This is a genomic window from Mastigocoleus testarum BC008 (assembly GCF_001456025.1).
Classification (GTDB): Bacteria; Cyanobacteriota; Cyanobacteriia; order Cyanobacteriales; family Nostocaceae; genus Mastigocoleus; species Mastigocoleus testarum.
Window position 1 is genome coordinate 21,795 of the sequence record NZ_LMTZ01000155.1, and the last position, 17,517, is coordinate 39,311.

Consider the following 17,517-nt stretch of genomic DNA (forward strand, 5'->3'; position numbering starts at 1 on the left):
ATTAGTTGCAATAATTGCTAAATCAATTTTTAAGATTGTAAATGGAGATTTTCTCAAGTAAGTTTGAACAGAGCAACTCAATTACAAAGTAACAATCTTGAGCATGCTACTAAATAAAGGTATTCACTAGTGTTGAAAGACGAAACTTATGACCTCATAATTTAGTCGCGTTTCTAAAGAGAAAGGAAAGGAATAAGTCATGTTTCAGCTTAATAGCTTAATAGGTATGTGGAAGGAATTTGGAACTGTGGGACGTATCCCTATCGTTTACCAATTGATTCGAAAGTGTTACCAACCGAAGATTTGAACGCACAGAGAAAAACAATAAAAGTATACATAATAACAGCAAAGTATGGGAGTATTACTTATTTCCACTTGCTGTTTCTTAATTTTTTGTCTAGTTGAAGCAGTATCATACATGCGCACTCATTCATCTTCACTTTAATTATATTTACAAATCTCAATATTTATTCTCGCTTTTTTAAAACGAAAACAAAATAAATGTGCTTATACAAGACGAATTAAAAGTCAAATTAATTTATCAAATTATTCTGAAGATTTTGAGACTTTGCTTATTTAAGGTCTGAAATCTTAGACAAATAGGTGTTTTATGTTCTCAAGTCGAATTTAACTACTACTTAAAAGTCGCATTTGTAAAGTTTTCGCAACATATTGTTAAAAAATGATTTAATAAGAAAATTAAATCAAAAAGTTAAAAATCTTCAAAGAATAACTTATTACATTCTTGATATATTGTGGATCAGGCTACAAATTACGCGGTGTGCAGTTGTTCAATTTTTTTTATCGCGACTCTAAGTTAATGCAATCGGAGGATAATCCTTATTTTTCTAGTGGGAATGAGGGTCATGTTCTGGGAAAATTGTATCTGATGGGTATTAGATGCATCCAAAAACTTGATTCAAACCAACGGAAAATGATGAAGTGACTTCTCTTTTGGAGAAAACTTAAGGTTGAACAAAGTCTAAAAAAGATTAGTGGAGTATAAAGGAAAACGGATACGATAATCTTTGTCTTTCACTAAGTGTTCCTAAAAGAACCAGAAAAAGAACGAAATATAACCCTCTACCTGAGGGAGTTTCTAATAAACATTTTTTCTTGATTTTCCCCTTTCATAGGGAGCAAGAGGAGTGGTAAAGAAAATTCGCAGATCGACGTAATTTGTTGTAAGTAAAGAGTGACTTGGAAGGGAAATATGTCTTACGCTCAAACGAGGACTCAGTCAAAATCAGGATATGAGGCAGGTGTAAAGGATTATCGATTAACTTACTACACACCCGATTACACACCAAAAGATACGGACCTTTTAGCGGCGTTCCGTATGACCCCCCAGCCAGGAGTACCTCCAGAGGAAGCCGGTGCTGCAGTTGCTGCTGAGTCTTCTACCGGTACATGGACCACTGTATGGACCGATTTGTTAACCGACCTGGATCGCTACAAAGGTCGTTGTTACGATATCGAGCCAGTACGTGGTGAAGATAACCAGTACATCTGTTACGTAGCTTATCCTTTGGATTTGTTTGAAGAAGGTTCTGTAACCAATATGTTGACCTCAATTGTAGGTAACGTATTTGGTTTTAAAGCTCTGCGTGCATTACGTTTGGAAGACTTACGTATTCCCGTTGCTTACCTCAAAACTTTCCAAGGACCTCCCCACGGTATCCAAGTTGAGCGCGATAAAATCAACAAATATGGTCGTCCTTTACTCGGTTGTACCATTAAGCCCAAGTTAGGTTTATCTGCGAAGAACTACGGACGCGCCGTATACGAATGTTTGCGTGGTGGTTTGGACTTCACCAAAGATGATGAAAACATCAACTCTGCTCCATTCCAACGTTGGCGCGATCGCTTTACATTTGTGGCTGATGCAATCCACAAAGCACAAGCAGAAACTGGCGAAATCAAAGGTCACTACCTAAACGTTACCGCTCCTACCTGCGAAGAAATGCTCAAGCGTGCTGAGTACGCGAAAGAACTCAACATGCCCATCGTAATGCATGACTACTTAACAGCAGGTTTCACAGCTAACACCACATTGGCTCGTTGGTGTCGTGATAACGGTTTGTTGCTACACATTCACCGAGCTATGCACGCGGTTATCGACCGTCAGAAGAACCACGGTATTCACTTCCGGGTATTGGCTAAGTGTTTGCGGATGTCTGGTGGTGACCACATTCACACCGGTACAGTAGTTGGTAAGTTAGAAGGTGAACGCGGCATTACAATGGGCTTCGTTGACTTACTACGTGAGAACTATGTTGAACAAGATAAGTCTCGCGGTATTTACTTTACCCAAGATTGGGCTTCTATGCCTGGTGTAATGGCAGTTGCTTCTGGTGGTATTCACGTATGGCACATGCCCGCGCTAGTAGAAATCTTTGGTGATGACTCCGTACTACAGTTTGGTGGTGGTACTTTAGGTCACCCTTGGGGTAATGCTCCTGGTGCTACAGCGAACCGCGTAGCTTTAGAAGCTTGTGTCCAAGCTCGTAACGAAGGACGTAACTTGGCTCGCGAAGGTAATGACATTATCCGTGAAGCTGCAAAATGGTCTCCAGAATTGGCTGCTGCTTGCGAACTTTGGAAAGAAATTAAGTTCGAGTTTGAAGCAATGGATACCGTCTGATCGTTTAAGTAGGAAGTAAAAAGATAAAGGACCGAATTCAAATATTTAAGTATTTAAGAGAAATATAGTTGTTTTTCTTTTGACTCTTTTCTTTTGGATTTTGACTTTTAACTTTTTACTTATTACGGGCTGGGGTCAAGCATGAATATTAAACAAATTGCGAAGGACACAGCTAAGACGCTGCAAAGCTACCTGACTTATCAGGCTGTGAAAACGGTGATAGCTCAACTCAGTGAAACCAATCCACCTTTGTCGCTTTGGCTACATCGCTTTTCTGTTAAGGATAAAATTCAAGATGGGGAAGCGTATATCGAAGATTTATCTCGTGAAAGTCCGGATTTGGCTTTACGAATAATGACAGTCAGAGAACATTTAGCGGAGGAAGTTACAGAATACTTACCGGAAATGGTGAGTGCTGGGATTACACAAGCGAATATGGAGCACCGTCGCAAGCATCTTGAGCGAATAACGCAATTAGATATTTCTAACCCCAGTTCGGGATCCCAACAGCAGCAATCTTCGGATCCTAGTTCAGATAATCTTTAGTCAGTGAATAATTAACAGTGAACAGTTAGTTGGTAATTGTTAGCGCAGCGTGCGCGACAGCGCATTAACTGGTAACTGGTAACTGACAACTGACAACTGATAAATGTCAAATTTCGCAAAATAATTAATATTCGCCATGCAAACTTTACCAAAAGAACGTCGTTACGAAACCCTTTCTTACCTTCCTCCCCTCAGTGACGCTCAAATTAATCGTCAGATCCAATATATTTTAGAGCAAGGTTATTTCCCAGCAATTGAATTCAACGAAACCTCTGAACCTACAGAGATCTATTGGACAATGTGGAAATTACCCTTGTTCAACGCTAGAAGCACCCAAGAAGTTTTGAACGAGATTCAAGCTTGTCGTTCTCAGTATCCTAGCTGCTTTATTCGTGTTGTTGGTTTTGACAATATCAAGCAGTGTCAAATTCTCAGCTTTATCGTTCACAAACCCAACCAAGGCGGTTACAGATACTAAAAATTCAATTTTATTTTGGATTGAATTTGAATCAAAGCTTTTCAGACAAATATTACCTTACCTGAAGAATTGAGTTCCTCCCCGTATTCAACGGGGAGGTTTTTTGTGGTTTTGGGATCGTAGAAGTATCATTTCAAAACAAGCTCTAACATCATCCACCACAAAAGAATACTGGTAGGTGCTCCGAACATAATTCCAGTTATCGCCCAACCTCGTTGATGTTCCTTAAAGTGCTTGATACTCCGCCAACGCCGGCTTTTCCAAGCCCACTCATTACCTTTAGCACCAATTACAAATGCCATTATCCAGCCAAAATTAGGCAAAAAGCATAACGCGCCATACCATACTTTGTTGGGAAATATCCATAACCAAGGCATTAAAAAAGCACCCCAATTCCATCCTTTGATTTCATCAGGAATTGTTTCTGCGCTTCTTAAACCACAACCAGAATTGTTAACAAAAGATAACTTTTCTGGTAAATTTTGAGAATAAATAGTAAGGTTTGATTCTAAAGAGTTTAACGCCTGAGTGGCAGTACTAAATCTATTTTCTGGTGCTGCTTGAGCAATTTTTTGCAGCCAACCCACAAAAGCTGGACTTAAGTTAACTCGGTCAAAGAATTGAATTTGTAAATTCTTCTGGGGTAATTCAGCAGGAGAAACACCTGTTAATAGATGAATTAGAGTCGCACCCAAAGCATAAAGATCTGATTGAGGAACGGCTTTTCCACCAAATTGTTCCATCGGTGCATAACCATAGGTACCAACAACAGTAAAGGTAACTCCTTCTTTTGTCGCCTTATCTTGAACCGCACCAAAATCAACTAAGTAAATCCGATTATCTTCTCCCCAAATTAAATTACTGGGTTTGATGTCTCGGTGGAGTACGGGTGGATTCAATTGGTGTAGATAAATCAGAATATTTAAAACTTCAATCGCAATTTTTCTAACTTTATCTTCAGTAAATCTTTCCGCTTGAATTAACTTTTCCTTGAGAGATTCTCCGCGAATATATTCATGTACTAAACCAAACCAAAGTGTGCGATCGTCAATTGAAAAATAATCAATATACTGGGGAACGCGGGGGTGATCGAGTTGCTTGAGAATCTGTGCTTCTCGTTCAAAAAGTTTTAGGTCTTCCCATTGTACATTACCACCAAAAGCTAATAGTTTGAGTACTACTTGTCGTTTTTTCTTACCTGGCGATAAGCGCAAGCTCTGCGCATGCAATCGTAAATCTTTTGCTAACCAAGTTTGACGAATGCCATTATTACTTAGCGATCGCTGTAATCGATAGCGATTTTGTAATACTTGCTCTGCTTGCAGCATCAAATCACCTGCTTTTTTTTCAAGCGCATGATTCTACTTTAACTAGAAACTATTTTAAGTTGTCAAAGATCTAACGGTAACCATAAACTTCTGGGGATATTTACTCAACTAGCTATTATTAGAGATCGGTACGAAATTCAGATCGTAATTAAGTTTAACTTTGTTGGAGAGATCAAATTAGAAGTCTGTGTCAAAGTCTAAATAGTTTAATTTACACTCTCCATCCTTTTCAAAATATAGGTTGAGTAGTGCCAATAGAGAAAGTCGTATTAATGCTTTGTATGACCCACTCTGCGAATATGGGTAACGATAGTGGTAGAATGTTGAACCAACTGCCGCGATAACATAAGTTGCTATTCAGCAAATTCACCCCCAGGGTGGGAATACTCGCCAAGACAGGATATCCTCAGTTTCATTCGCAAGCTTCCGTTTATAAATTCAAATATATTGGGCGTACGAAAAATTAACCGTTCTATTGAGTCTAGAACGGGATTTTGGAAATTGTCAGAGCTAAATTACTGCACTTAAAAAAATTAATCCTATGAATCCTATAGATAAGAGTAATAATCTTCCACAGATAGTTGGATCTAATAGCGACTCACAAAATAATAAACAGCGCTATCAATGTTTAGTTTGCAATAATCACATCGATCCTAAAGATACATCGACGACCGTAAATTTTCCCTGTAATGTGAGAGCCTTTAGTAACGAATCCTTCAAGGTTTGGCGATGTTCTACTTGCATGACCATCCACTGTCTGGACGTTGTAGATCTCGATTTCTATTACTCAAAATATCCTTATGCCCAAGCGCAACTCACATTACCATACAAAATCATTTATTCTAGGCTGCATGGAATGTTAAAGAAATATGGTTTCTCTAGCAGTCACTCAATGCTTGATTACGGTTGTTCCAATGGAATGTTTGTCAGTTATTTGCGAGAACGGGGCTTTAGTCGGTGCTATGGGTACGATCCCTATAGCTCTGATGATGTTTTTCGCGATCCAACAATTCTCGAGCAGGGAGCATTTGATTACATTCTCCTTCAGGATACGATCGAACATATAGAAGATCCTAATGAACTGCTGAGTAAGTTGGATCTTCTGCTCGCACCTGGCGGTTATGTTTTTATTGGTACACCGAACGCAGCGAATATTAAGTTAGATAGAGCCGATTTGTCCGACTATTTTAATCCGGTCCATGTTCCTTACCACCTACATATTTATACTCCGGAATCTCTAAAGTCTTTGGTAAGTAAACAAGGATGGGAATCAGTAAAGTTTTTCAACCGGACATATTCGGATACTCCTTGGCTTTTCCTCAACACTCGAGCTTGGAATCAATACCAGAGACTTTTAGGTGGTAGCTTTGATGTCATTTTTGAACCAATCAAAGTATGGAAGGCATTGACCTCTTTACGGTTCTTATTTTTCGGAATTTTTGGCTACTGGTTAAGTTTACACACAGATATGATGATGATTTTTCGTAAAAAAGCCTCTTAGAAGATCCTGATTTAGAAATCTTAGCTCAAGGTTTATATTGTTAGAACACCTTATCTTCAGTAGTTGTAGGTCAACTTGCTGATATATTACAAGAGCAAGAGATAAGGAACTATCTCAAGCTATTTTTCAGTATATTTACATTAAGGAGAGTAAATTATGTACAATGTTTCTGCCGAAATATCTTTATACTTTGACATATCTTCATTTTAAATTGATATTTATTGCAAAACTTTACTAATTTTTTACAAGATTGTTAATGTCTGGCAAGTAATATTTGTTTAACATTTGAAAAATAAAAAAACGTTAATTTAGACGTATAAAAGCCATAGACTGACGTTTATACCATCTAAGGTAGTAAAGCTTTAAAGTATTCCTGATAGAATTCCAGTTCAGTTCGTTTGTGGTATACCTTATCTTCTTTCTCAATAACTTCATATACTGCGGCGTTGAACTTATTGCTTAAGAACGAAACTTCTCAATCGGTAAATTTATTTTAAAAGTGATTCAATAGGCTTGCTTAAAGCATACATACGAATATTTTTCGTATTAGATTTAGCTATCGGGCAGGTGAGGAGATAAGTGGAGTGCGAAATAGCGAATGAATAATGATTTGAGTTATTCGAGTGAAATTTACTGTAGTAACTCGACCTTGGTCGATTTGCTGCATGTCAGGGCGCAAAATCAGCCCAATAGGATCGCTTATACGTTTTTAGATTATGGAGAATTAGAACCAAATAAGCATTTTACATATCATCAGTTAGAGGTACATGCGCGGGCGATCGCAGTTTGTCTCCAGTCTTTAGTAGAAAGTGGAGAGCGGGCTTTGTTGTTGTATCCACCAGGTCTGGAATTTATTGCTGCATTTTTCGGATGTCTCTATGGAGGAGTGGTAGCAACACCTGCTTATCCACCTCGGCGCAATCAAAAAATGTCTAGGTTAGAAAGTATCGTAGCTTCTTCTCAGGCTAAGGTAGCACTCACTACTACTTCTGAGCTAGGTAAGATCAAAGAGCGCTTGAGTGAGAATTCACAACTGAGTAAGCTGCACTGGATTGCAACAGATAGCATTGACAATGAATTTGCTCAAAAGTGGCAAAGACCTCAGGTAAATAGTGACACCCTAGCTTTTCTTCAGTACACCTCAGGCTCTACAGGTATCCCGAAGGGTGTGATGGTTAGTCACGGGAATTTATTGCATAACTCAAACATTATCCATCAGTCCTTCGGTCACAAACCTACTAGTCAGGGTGTAATTTGGTTGCCGATGTACCATGACATGGGTCTGATTGGCGGAGTTTTGCAACCTCTGTACGGGGGATTCCCAGTTGCGCTGATGTCTCCAGTAGATTTTCTGCAAAAGCCGATGCGGTGGCTTGAGGCAATTTCCTGTCACAAAGCAACTACTAGTGGGGGACCAAATTTTGCTTATGATTTATGCGTACGCAAGTTCAAACCTGAGCAGTTCTCAAATCTCGATCTTAGTAGTTGGGAAGTAGCTTTTACTGGAGCCGAACCGGTTCGCGCCCAGACTTTAGAAAATTTTGCTGCAACTTTCGCCCCTTACGGTTTTCGAGAAGAAGCCTTTTTCCCGTGTTATGGAATGGCTGAGACAACTCTAATGGTATCTGGAGGTTTGAAATCTGATCCACCCACGACTCTTGAAGTTGAAGCAACTGCACTGGAGCAAAATCGCGTAGTAGTAGCTAATGATAAAAGTGAAAATGTCCGGACCCTTGTTAGCTGCGGTGGGAGCTGGTCGGACCAAAAAATTGCCATAGTCGATCCTGAATCTTTAACTGAGTGTAAGACGGGTCAAATAGGAGAGATTTGGGTTTGTGGTTCGAGCGTGGCTGGTGGTTACTGGGATTTATCGGAACAAACCGAAGAAACTTTCCATGCTTACTTAAGACATGTCAAAAATGAAGATACAAAGAACGAAGAGCAAGAAAGTCAAGTAACTTTAGGACCATTTTTACGTACCGGAGACTTAGGGTTTTTGCATGGGGACGAGTTATTCGTGACCGGAAGACTCAAAGATATGATTATTATCCGCGGACAAAACTATTATCCTAATGATATTGAACTTACAGTAGAAAAGAGTCACCCAGCACTGCGACCTAATTGTGGAGCCGCATTTGCGGTAGAAATGAAGGGTAAAGAGCAACTGGCGATAGTTCAAGAAGTTGAGCGGAGTTACTTGCGCAAGCTGGACGTAAATGAAGTAGTTACAAGTATCCGTAGGGCTGTAGCTGCAGAGTATGGACTACAGATTTATGCTGCTGTTTTGGTCAAGACTGGAAGCATTCCTAAGACCTCTAGCGGTAAAATTCAGCGATATGCTTGTCGGGCTGGTTTTCTCAACGGAAGTTTGAATGTCGTCAAAGATTGGAGTGAAAATCCACAGGATAAAGCTGAGTTCAGAAATTTACAAGCAGAGGTTGACAACATGTTGCAGGAATTATCAAGCAATAGAAAGATATAGTATGTTGTTCTATCGACTCAAAACCATCGGGTAGAGCCAAAAAATTTATACTAAATCCTATTTAATTACCCCTCTTTGAAAAATGAGAAGAGGAAGTTGGAAAGTATGGTTAGTATAGGGGAATTAGGAGGGAAATTCCGATAGGGATTCGGGAATGAGATTTAGTATTGGAAAATAATTTTACTTCCATCAATTAGGTACTCTATCCTGAATTTGAAAGATTTCCCCTTGAGAGTCCATCGTCAAAGCCCAACGATTGAGATTGAATATCTTTTACTTCAAAATCTTCTATCTCAAAATTTTCATTTTTCGTTTTCTAATAATTAGTTTTCCAATAAAATTACGAGGTCTAATAATAATGGAAACTCAAAATCTCCAAGCGGCAAATATTGATACAAGTAAACAGTCACCAACAGTAGCACAAATTGAAGCATGGATGATTTCTTATCTTGCAGAATTACTTGAGGTTGAGCCAGATGAAGTTGACCCAACACTTCCCTTTGACAGTTACGGTTTAGATTCCTCCGCAGCAGTAGGTTTAACTGGAGATTTGGAAGACTGGCTTGGACATAAGCTAGATCCAACTCTCCTTTATGACTATCCTACAGTTGAGGCTTTGGCTAAGCATTTAGCTTCCTGAGACTGCACTTATCAGCAATTACCGCTTACCAAACTAAATGGATTGCGAATATCACTACCATAAATCCCAATTTATGAGAAATTCCTGACAACTGTCGCAAAATTTGACAGATTTATTCGCTCGAAGTCAACTGTCGACAGACATCTAATAAATGATAAAAATCTATCTATCAGAGGAGAGAATATAAGAGTAAAGAGGAGATAATAGCTTCCAATATTTTAAATAAAGGAACTGTCACTTAAGTTAGAGATAGATATTTAGTGTGTGACTTTCTCAAGGGTAAATTTATGGTAGATATTACTGCTTCATCAGTTCAAGAAAATCACTCTGCAAATAATTCTGAAGTAAATAATTCTGAAGTAAAAAAGCACGTTAAGCTCACCGAGATTAACTATCAGCGCAACACTGAGTCTGATTACACCGAGAAGATACAAGAGCTAGACAAAAACTTCAACTACGCTAATAACAGTAGTTATTATTGGAGCAAGCCAGAGCTTTCTACCTTATATGGAACTCCGCTCTACGAACAAGCTTCCGATTCGCAAAAACTAGCTCTCAATCATCTCTATTGGGCGACACAGTATAATCAAACTGCTGCAACTGAGGCTAATGCTGTTCTTTACAATCAAGTGACTGCTGGTGTTTTCGGTAACTTTAGCGGTTATGAAACGCTCTGTCGAATGCTTGACTTAGAGACAGATCAAGAACGCGATCATATTCATGCCTTTCATAATATTGGTTATAAAACCAAAAAGGCACTGCTGGGTAAAACAGCATTTCGCGCCTCTACACAAGGTAGGAAAAATGCCCCAACGATGAAAATTTCCCCAAGAAAGGGACGCCGTACCTTATCCTCAAGCTTGCAAAAGTCTACTTTGTCATCGTTTCAAGATTCAACCTTTCGCTTTATTACCAATAAAATTGTACTAAAAGACCAAAGTGAGTACTATTCGCAGTATTTAAGAAACTTGGATGGAAAAGGCGAACCTCTCCCAGCTCAAACTACTGGTTTACTGGGACAGTTAGCTTCTCGTCCTGTACTACAGTTTTTTACTTTGAACTGCGGAAGTTCGCCTTTTTTGGCGTGTTTGTTTTACCTTACACGCTTTATTGCCAATATGTTGCTGAAAAACTATGAGTACCGTTTTGTGCAATACTATCGGGAATTGGACAAAAAAGGCGAGTTTATTCCTACTCCAACAGCAGTATCCTTCAACCATTTGATGGATGAGGCTTTTCACACGACAACTTCCCAAATGATTGCTCAAGAGTTGTACAAAAATTTTCCAAAACCCACAGCTTACGAGCAATTCGTTGCCAATTTAACCATCTATCGGGCGCAAAGTGTGGGTCTGAGTGGTCTTTCTGCGGCTCTACCATCGGTATTCCGAACTGATGCGGCTTTCATTGATTCGTTGTATAGATTATTGCAATCATCCGTTTTTGGATTCTCTAGTCAAGAAGCACTTTATTGGCTGGAGAAATGCTTGTGTCAGGAACATGAGGGTTTCCATGTCAACCTGAAATACCACCAACGCCTATTATCAGATTTGCGACGGTCTTTTACTGATATAGATTACTTATGGTCTGTTAATCGCGAATTAGAAATCATGAATTCAGGTGGCTCTATTGGTAAAGCGATTGAAACTAACAGTAAAACCTTTAAGCAGTTTTCCCAGTCTCTTAACTGACACGAGTGAATCTGATTGTATTTTTTGTTTTGACTTTTTGTTTTTGAAAGTTGATTTTTTAATGCCCATTATAGCCGATCAGTAGCTGGGCAAAAATTTTTACAGTGTGAGGTTTAGAATTGGAACCCATAGCAATTATCGGTATTGGCTGTCGTTTCCCGGGAGCACAAGATCCTGAGTCTTTCTGGGAGCTTTTACACAATGGTGTGGATGCGACCGCTCAAGTACCATCTAATCGTTGGGATATTGACAGGTTTTATAACGAAGAACCTGTAACGCCAGGGAAAATGAATACCCGTCGGGGTGGTTTCCTCAAAGAAGTAGATCGATTTGATGCTAGTTTTTTTGGAATTTCTCCTCGCGAGGCTGAGCGAATGGATCCTCAGCAAAGGCTAGTTTTGGAAGTCACTTGGGAAGCTCTTGAGAATGCGGCAATAATACCGGAGAATCTATCTGGCAGCCAAACAGGGGTTTTTATTGCTATTGGTAATTATGATTACGGCAGGTTGCTAGCGAAGGATGTGGATCGCATTAGCGCTTACGACGGTACTGGTAATACTTTATGTATCGCAGCTAATCGCCTTTCCTATGTTCTTAATCTACGCGGACCAAGCTTAGTCATTGAAACGGCTTGTTCCTCTTCTTTGGTTGCACTGCATTTCGCTTGTCGAAGTTTACAGACAGGGGAGTCTAATTTAGGTTTAGTTGGGGGGGTTAGCTTAATGTTATCTCCAGAGCCAACTATTACTTACTCGCAAGCGAGAATGATGGCTAATGATGGTCGTTGCAAAACTTTCGATGCTAGCGCTGATGGTTACGTTCGGGGAGAAGGATGCGGTGTAGTTGTTTTGAAGCGCCTCTGTGATGCTGTAAGAGATGGAGATCGAATTCAAGCAATTATTAAAGGCTCGGCTGTGAACCAAGACGGTACTAGTAATGGACTCACAGCTCCTAACGGACCTTCTCAGCAAGCAGTTATTCGTCAAGCCTTGGAAAATGCGGGAGTATCGCCAGACCAAATTAGTTATGTAGAAGCTCACGGTACTGGTACTGCTTTAGGAGATCCAATCGAATTCAAATCCCTTAAAGCGGTGTTGATGGAAGGTCGCAAGCCAGAGCAAATTTGTTCGCTCGGTTCGGTTAAAACCAATATCGGTCATTTGGAAGCAGCTTCTGGAATGGCTAGTGTAATTAAGGTAGTGCTTTCGCTTCAACATAAAGAAATTCCTGCTCATTTACATTTACAAGAATTAAATCCTTATATTTCCTTGCAAAGAACGACATTTTCTATTCCTACTGAGTCTCAACCTTGGAATTGCTCTGGGAGTCGCTTAGCTGGGATTAGTGGATTTGGCTTCGGTGGGACTAATTGTCATTTGATTTTAGAACAAGCTGCCGATCAGAAGAAACTACTAGATCGCGATCAGGGGGAAAATCGAGCGGATCGAGAATCTGAACGTCCCTTGCATGCTCTGGCTCTATCGGCGAAAGATGATGGAGCTTTAAGAGATTTAGCCCAACGTTATGCAGATTTATTAGTCAGCGGAATATCATTAGCAGATCTTTGCTTTAGTGCGAATACGGGGCGATCGCACTTTGAGCGTCGTCTTGCTGTGGTTGCGGAATCTAGCATCCAGTTGCGCGACTCTCTGCGGGCTTTTGCAAGGGGAGAACAAACTACCGGATTGACGAACGGTAAAGTAACGACTAAAAAACGCCAGAAAATCGCATTTTTATTTACTGGTCAGGGTTCCCAATATTTAGATATGGGGCGATCGCTCTACGAAACTCAACCGATTTTCAGGGAAACTCTCGACCACTGCGATCGCCTTCTCCGGTCATATTTGGATCGGTCCTTGCTGGAGCTTTTGTACGCTAATTCCGATCGTAAAATTCTCGATCAAACTGCTTATACTCAACCAGCTTTATTTGCTATTGAATATGCTTTATTCAAGTTGTGGCAATCTTGGGGGGTAGAACCTGCAGTTGTTATGGGTCATAGTGTAGGCGAATACGTTGCAGCCTGTGTTGCAGGGGTCTTTAGCCTCGAGGACGGCTTAAAGCTAATTGCCGAACGAGGACGTTTAATGCAGGCTTTACCAACAAATGGCTCAATGGTAGCAGTGTTGGCATCGGAGAGTAAAGTTAATTCCTTAATTCAAGCCTATGAAGGGGAAGGCGTGTGCGCAACGATCGCAGCCATTAATGGTCCCCAAAGTGTAGTAATTTCTGGTCATAGCGATTCCATAGAAGTTATAAGCACAAGCTTGGAAGTAGAAGGAATTAAGACGAAAAAATTACAGGTTTCTCATGCTTTTCACTCTTCCCTGATGGAACCGATGTTAGGGGAGTTTGAACGAGTTGCAAATCAAATTAAATATTCTGCGCCACAAATAAGCTTAGTCAGCAATCTAACTGGTAACATTGCTACATCTGAAATAGCTACACCTGAGTATTGGTGTCGTCATATCAAAGAGCCTGTCAGATTTGCTACGAGCATGGAGCTTATTTATCGAAAAGGATATCGAGTTTTTCTAGAAATAGGCTCAAAACCAATATTATTGGGAATGGCTCGTCGTTTTATTCCGGAAGAGGGATGTGTGTGGCTTCCTAGTCTGCATCAAGCTCAGTCAAATTGGCAAACGATGCTCAGTAGCTTGACTAAGTTATATGTGCGAGGTGCAAGTATAAATTGGTTTGGTTTAGATCGAGATTATTCTCGACGTCGAGTTGCGTTACCAACTTATCCATTTCAACGACAGCGCTATTGGTTTGAGGACGACCAAAATCAGGACCGAGCAAAAGACTCTTCATCTCAAGTTAAAATTCAAACCCATATAGTTGACATTCTCGAACGAGAAAATGTCGATCTGTTAACTCAGCAGATAGTTGATACGGGAGAACTTTCTTCAGAAGAGGTAAAATTACTACCCAAGTTATTGGAAGTATTGATTAAGCAGGGGCAACAACAGAAAATAGCAACAGAAATTGATGATTGGTTCCACGAAGTAGAGTGGCAAACAAAAACACGTCAGCTACCTAAGTTGGATAACGGTATTGCTCCAAATATTGAACCTAGTAACTGGCTGATTTTTACAGGAATATCTGATGCTGGGCAAACTCTCGGTAAACTTTTACAAGAACAACTACAGCAACAAGGTCACGATTGCACCCTAATATATCCTGGGGATGTTTATCAAGCTCCAGAAGACGGATTTGCGAGTTTAAATCCATCCGAACCCGGTCACTTCGATCTTTTGTTGCAGGAGTTTGAGAATCAGCAACCAACTCAAGTGCACCCGCACAAAGTCATTTACCTTTGGGGTCTAGAAGCAAAAACCACCTCTGAGTTAACGATTTCTGTTCTGGAAGAAACCCAGAAGCGGTTGTGTGGCAGTTTATTGCACTTAGTGCAATCCTTGAGTAAAAATAATACCTCACTGACTTCTCAATTGTGGTTGGTTACCAGGGGAGCAGTACCAGCTTGTGACTCTGAGCTTGCAGTAGCTCAAGCACCTCTATGGGGTTTAGGAAAAGTAATTGCTCTGGAATATCCCCAACTGTGGGGCGGTATGCTGGATTTAGCACCCAAATCCGAATCAAATGAAGTACAAAATCTGTTAGCAGAAATTAGTCATCCCCAAGGAGAAGATCATCTCGCATTTCGTAATGGAGAGCGTTATGTAGCACGTTTGGTGAAAAAAACGCCACCAAAATTTTCCCAAGCAGGGTTTAACCCGGATGGAACCTATTTAATTACTGGTGGTTTGGGAGCTTTAGGGCTAACAATTACTAAGTGGATGGTGGAACAAGGAGCCAAGCACCTAGTGTTAACTGGACGCAGTCAAGTTTCCCCCCAAACCCAAAAAACTATTTCCCAACTAGAAAAAATAGGAGCGACAATTAAAGTTGCTCGGGCAGATGTAACCGATCAAGCAGATATGCTGAGGGTTTTAGAAGGAATTAAAACCTCAAATTTACCCTTGCAAGGAATTATTCATGCTGCGGGGGTGACTAAATATGAAACCCTTGAAGATATTAATCTTACCAGCCTTGAGTTTGTGCTTCGTCCTAAGGTTATAGGAACATGGATTTTGCACCAGCTTACCCAGAGCATGAAGTTAGACTTTTTTGTTTGCTTCTCTTCTATCGCCTCGGTATGGGGTTCCAAAGGACAAGCCCACTATGCTGCAGCAAATCATTTTCTTGATGTTTTTGCTCATCACCGTCACCGACTTGGACTACCAGCATTAAGCGTAAATTGGGGACCTTGGGCTGGAGCTGGTATGGCTAAAGAAGAGTTTCAAGCTTTGTTGAAACTGATGGGTGTAAAAGGACTAGAACCAGATAGTGCGATCGCAGCTTTAGCAAGTTTACTTAAGGGAGATTCGCCCCAAGTAACCGTCGCTGATATTAATTGGAATCTATTCAAAGAGATTTATGAAGCTAGGGGTCCTCGCTCGCTGCTAGCACAAATAGGAGAATCAGCAAACTCCCAAGAGTTAGAGCAGTTTTCAAGAACTTCGCAGCCAGGGCTTTCAGAACCAAAAGTATCACAACCAAAGATACTGCAACAATTTGAATTGACAGCCCCAAGCGATCGTCATGCTTTCTTAATTAGTTACCTTCAAGATCAAGTGAAGAAGGTACTCAAACTGACATCATCTCAATTACCTCCCCCAGAGCAAGGTCTATTTGAGATGGGTATGGACTCGCTAATGGCAATAGAATTAGTTAACTTGGTTCAAACTCAATTACAAGTAAAATTATCTATGTTGGAGGTTTTACAGGCACAAAATATCACCAAAATTGCGAATCTATTACTTAAGCAACTTACACCCGATATTGCGATCTCGGAGGTAGGAGAAAATAGCTTGAATCTCTATGACGAAGCCATCCTTGAAGAATCAATTTATCCCGGATTAACAGTTGGATTAACAAATAGTACCGAGAAAACTAAGACAGATTCAATTCTTTTGACCGGTGCAACTGGCTTCTTGGGAGCTTTTTTACTTCAAGAATTGCTAGAGCAGACTACAGCCGAGATATTTTGTCTGGTGCGCGCCAATAACGCAAGCATGGCTCGACAGAAAATCAAAAATAACCTCAAATTTTATGAACTGTGGGAATCCCGGTACGATTTAAGAATCATTCCCATTGTTGGCGATCTATCCAAGCCACACCTCGGTCTGACACCACAAGAATTTGCTAAATTAGCGAAGCAAATCGATATTATTTATCATAATGGGGCAGTTTTAAACTTTGTGTACCCTTATTCTGCGTTGAAAAAAACAAACGTTTTAGGTACGCAAGAAGTATTAAAATTAGCCTGTCAGTGGAAAGTTAAACCATTGCACTATGTATCAACAGATGCAGTTTTTGATTCCTCTGCTTATTATGGCAAAAAAGTAAAAGAATCAGAACCAATTATTTATACTGATGGCATAGACTTGGGCTATACACAGACTAAATGGGTAGCAGAAAAATTAGTAACTATTGCTCGCGATCGCGGACTTCCGGTTACGATTTACAGACCCCCATTAATTGCAGGAGATAGCCAAACAGGTATTTGGAACACCGATGATTTTACCTGTCGTTTTCTCAAAGGTTGCATTCAAATGGGTAGCATACCTGAGATGGACTGTGGTATAACCATTGTGCCTGTAGATTATGTAAGCCGTGCGATTGTTTATCTATCGCAGCTTCCAGAGTCATCAGGAAAAGCTTTTCACTTGAATAATCCCCATTTTTCTAGTTGGAATAACGTTGCTAACTGGATAAATAAATTTGGTTATCAAGTACGCCAAATTCCTTATCAGGAGTGGGAAGCACAGCTAATTAAAACTTCGGCTGCAAAAGAAAATGCTCTGAGTGGTTTAATACCTTTCTTTATGCGGAGATGGTCTGAAGAAGAACTAACTTTTTCGGGATTAGCTCAAAGAAGGGTCAAGCTTGACTGCTCAGGGACAGTATCAATGCTTGAAGGTAGTTCTGTTATCTGTTCTCCCGTAAACTCTCAGTTACTCAATACTTATTTTTCTTATTTTGTTCGTAGTGGGTTTCTAGAAACTCCGAAAGTTCCGGTTTAAAATCTGGGCTTTACCCTAGAAAGGTGTTTTATGTCATGTTCGGTAAATTAGTTATGATTCCCGTACGCGTGAAAAAACAGGAAATCCTTTCTCCCTGTGCACCCCGCTCCCTTCTCCC

9 protein-coding genes are annotated in these 17,517 nt (G+C 40.2%); 8 read left to right on the top strand and 1 reads right to left on the bottom strand.

Annotation, left to right across the window (positions count from 1 at the left end):
• The first annotated feature begins 1,213 nt into the window (after nt 1-1,213).
• The 3 genes from BC008_RS41850 (at nt 1,214) to BC008_RS41860 (ending at nt 3,668) form a co-directional block, all read left to right on the top strand.
• Nucleotides 1,214-2,644, top strand: a complete 1,431-nt coding sequence (locus tag BC008_RS41850) for a form I ribulose bisphosphate carboxylase large subunit (protein ID WP_027841980.1) — start codon at nt 1,214-1,216, stop codon at nt 2,642-2,644.
• A 141-nt stretch (nt 2,645-2,785) separates the two neighbouring features.
• Entirely contained in the window at nt 2,786-3,190 is a 405-nt protein-coding gene (rcbX, locus tag BC008_RS41855; protein ID WP_027841979.1) for a RuBisCO chaperone RbcX, read from the top strand.
• Between the two features lie 136 nt (nt 3,191-3,326).
• On the top strand, nt 3,327-3,668 hold the full coding sequence (locus BC008_RS41860) for a ribulose bisphosphate carboxylase small subunit (protein ID WP_027841978.1): 342 nt from the start codon (nt 3,327-3,329) through the stop codon (nt 3,666-3,668).
• 128 nt (nt 3,669-3,796) lie between these two features.
• Here the strand turns inward: BC008_RS41860 and BC008_RS41865 are convergent, their stop codons facing one another.
• Nucleotides 3,797-4,996 carry a serine/threonine protein kinase gene (locus BC008_RS41865; protein ID WP_027841977.1) on the bottom strand — a complete coding sequence of 400 codons (1,200 nt, stop codon included), beginning with the start codon at nt 4,994-4,996 and terminating at the stop codon, nt 3,797-3,799.
• 541 nt (nt 4,997-5,537) lie between these two features.
• Here BC008_RS41865 and BC008_RS41870 point away from each other — a divergent pair.
• The 5 genes from BC008_RS41870 (at nt 5,538) to BC008_RS41890 (ending at nt 17,399) form a co-directional block, all read left to right on the top strand.
• Nucleotides 5,538-6,497: a class I SAM-dependent methyltransferase gene (locus tag BC008_RS41870; RefSeq protein ID WP_027841976.1), complete on the top strand. Its 960-nt coding sequence runs from the start codon at nt 5,538-5,540 to the stop codon at nt 6,495-6,497.
• Nucleotides 6,498-7,095: 598 nt separating this feature from the next.
• On the top strand, nt 7,096-8,979 hold the full coding sequence (locus BC008_RS41875) for a fatty acyl-AMP ligase (protein WP_027841975.1): 1,884 nt from the start codon (nt 7,096-7,098) through the stop codon (nt 8,977-8,979).
• Between the two features lie 358 nt (nt 8,980-9,337).
• Nucleotides 9,338-9,619, top strand: coding sequence for an acyl carrier protein (locus BC008_RS41880; RefSeq protein WP_058184684.1), 282 nt, complete (start codon nt 9,338-9,340; stop codon nt 9,617-9,619).
• A gap of 287 nt (nt 9,620-9,906) precedes the next feature.
• Nucleotides 9,907-11,310: a hypothetical protein gene (locus tag BC008_RS41885; protein WP_036264917.1), complete on the top strand. Its 1,404-nt coding sequence runs from the start codon at nt 9,907-9,909 to the stop codon at nt 11,308-11,310.
• A gap of 119 nt (nt 11,311-11,429) precedes the next feature.
• Entirely contained in the window at nt 11,430-17,399 is a 5,970-nt protein-coding gene (locus BC008_RS41890) for a type I polyketide synthase (protein WP_058184686.1), read from the top strand.
• The last annotated feature ends 118 nt before the right edge of the window (nt 17,400-17,517 follow it).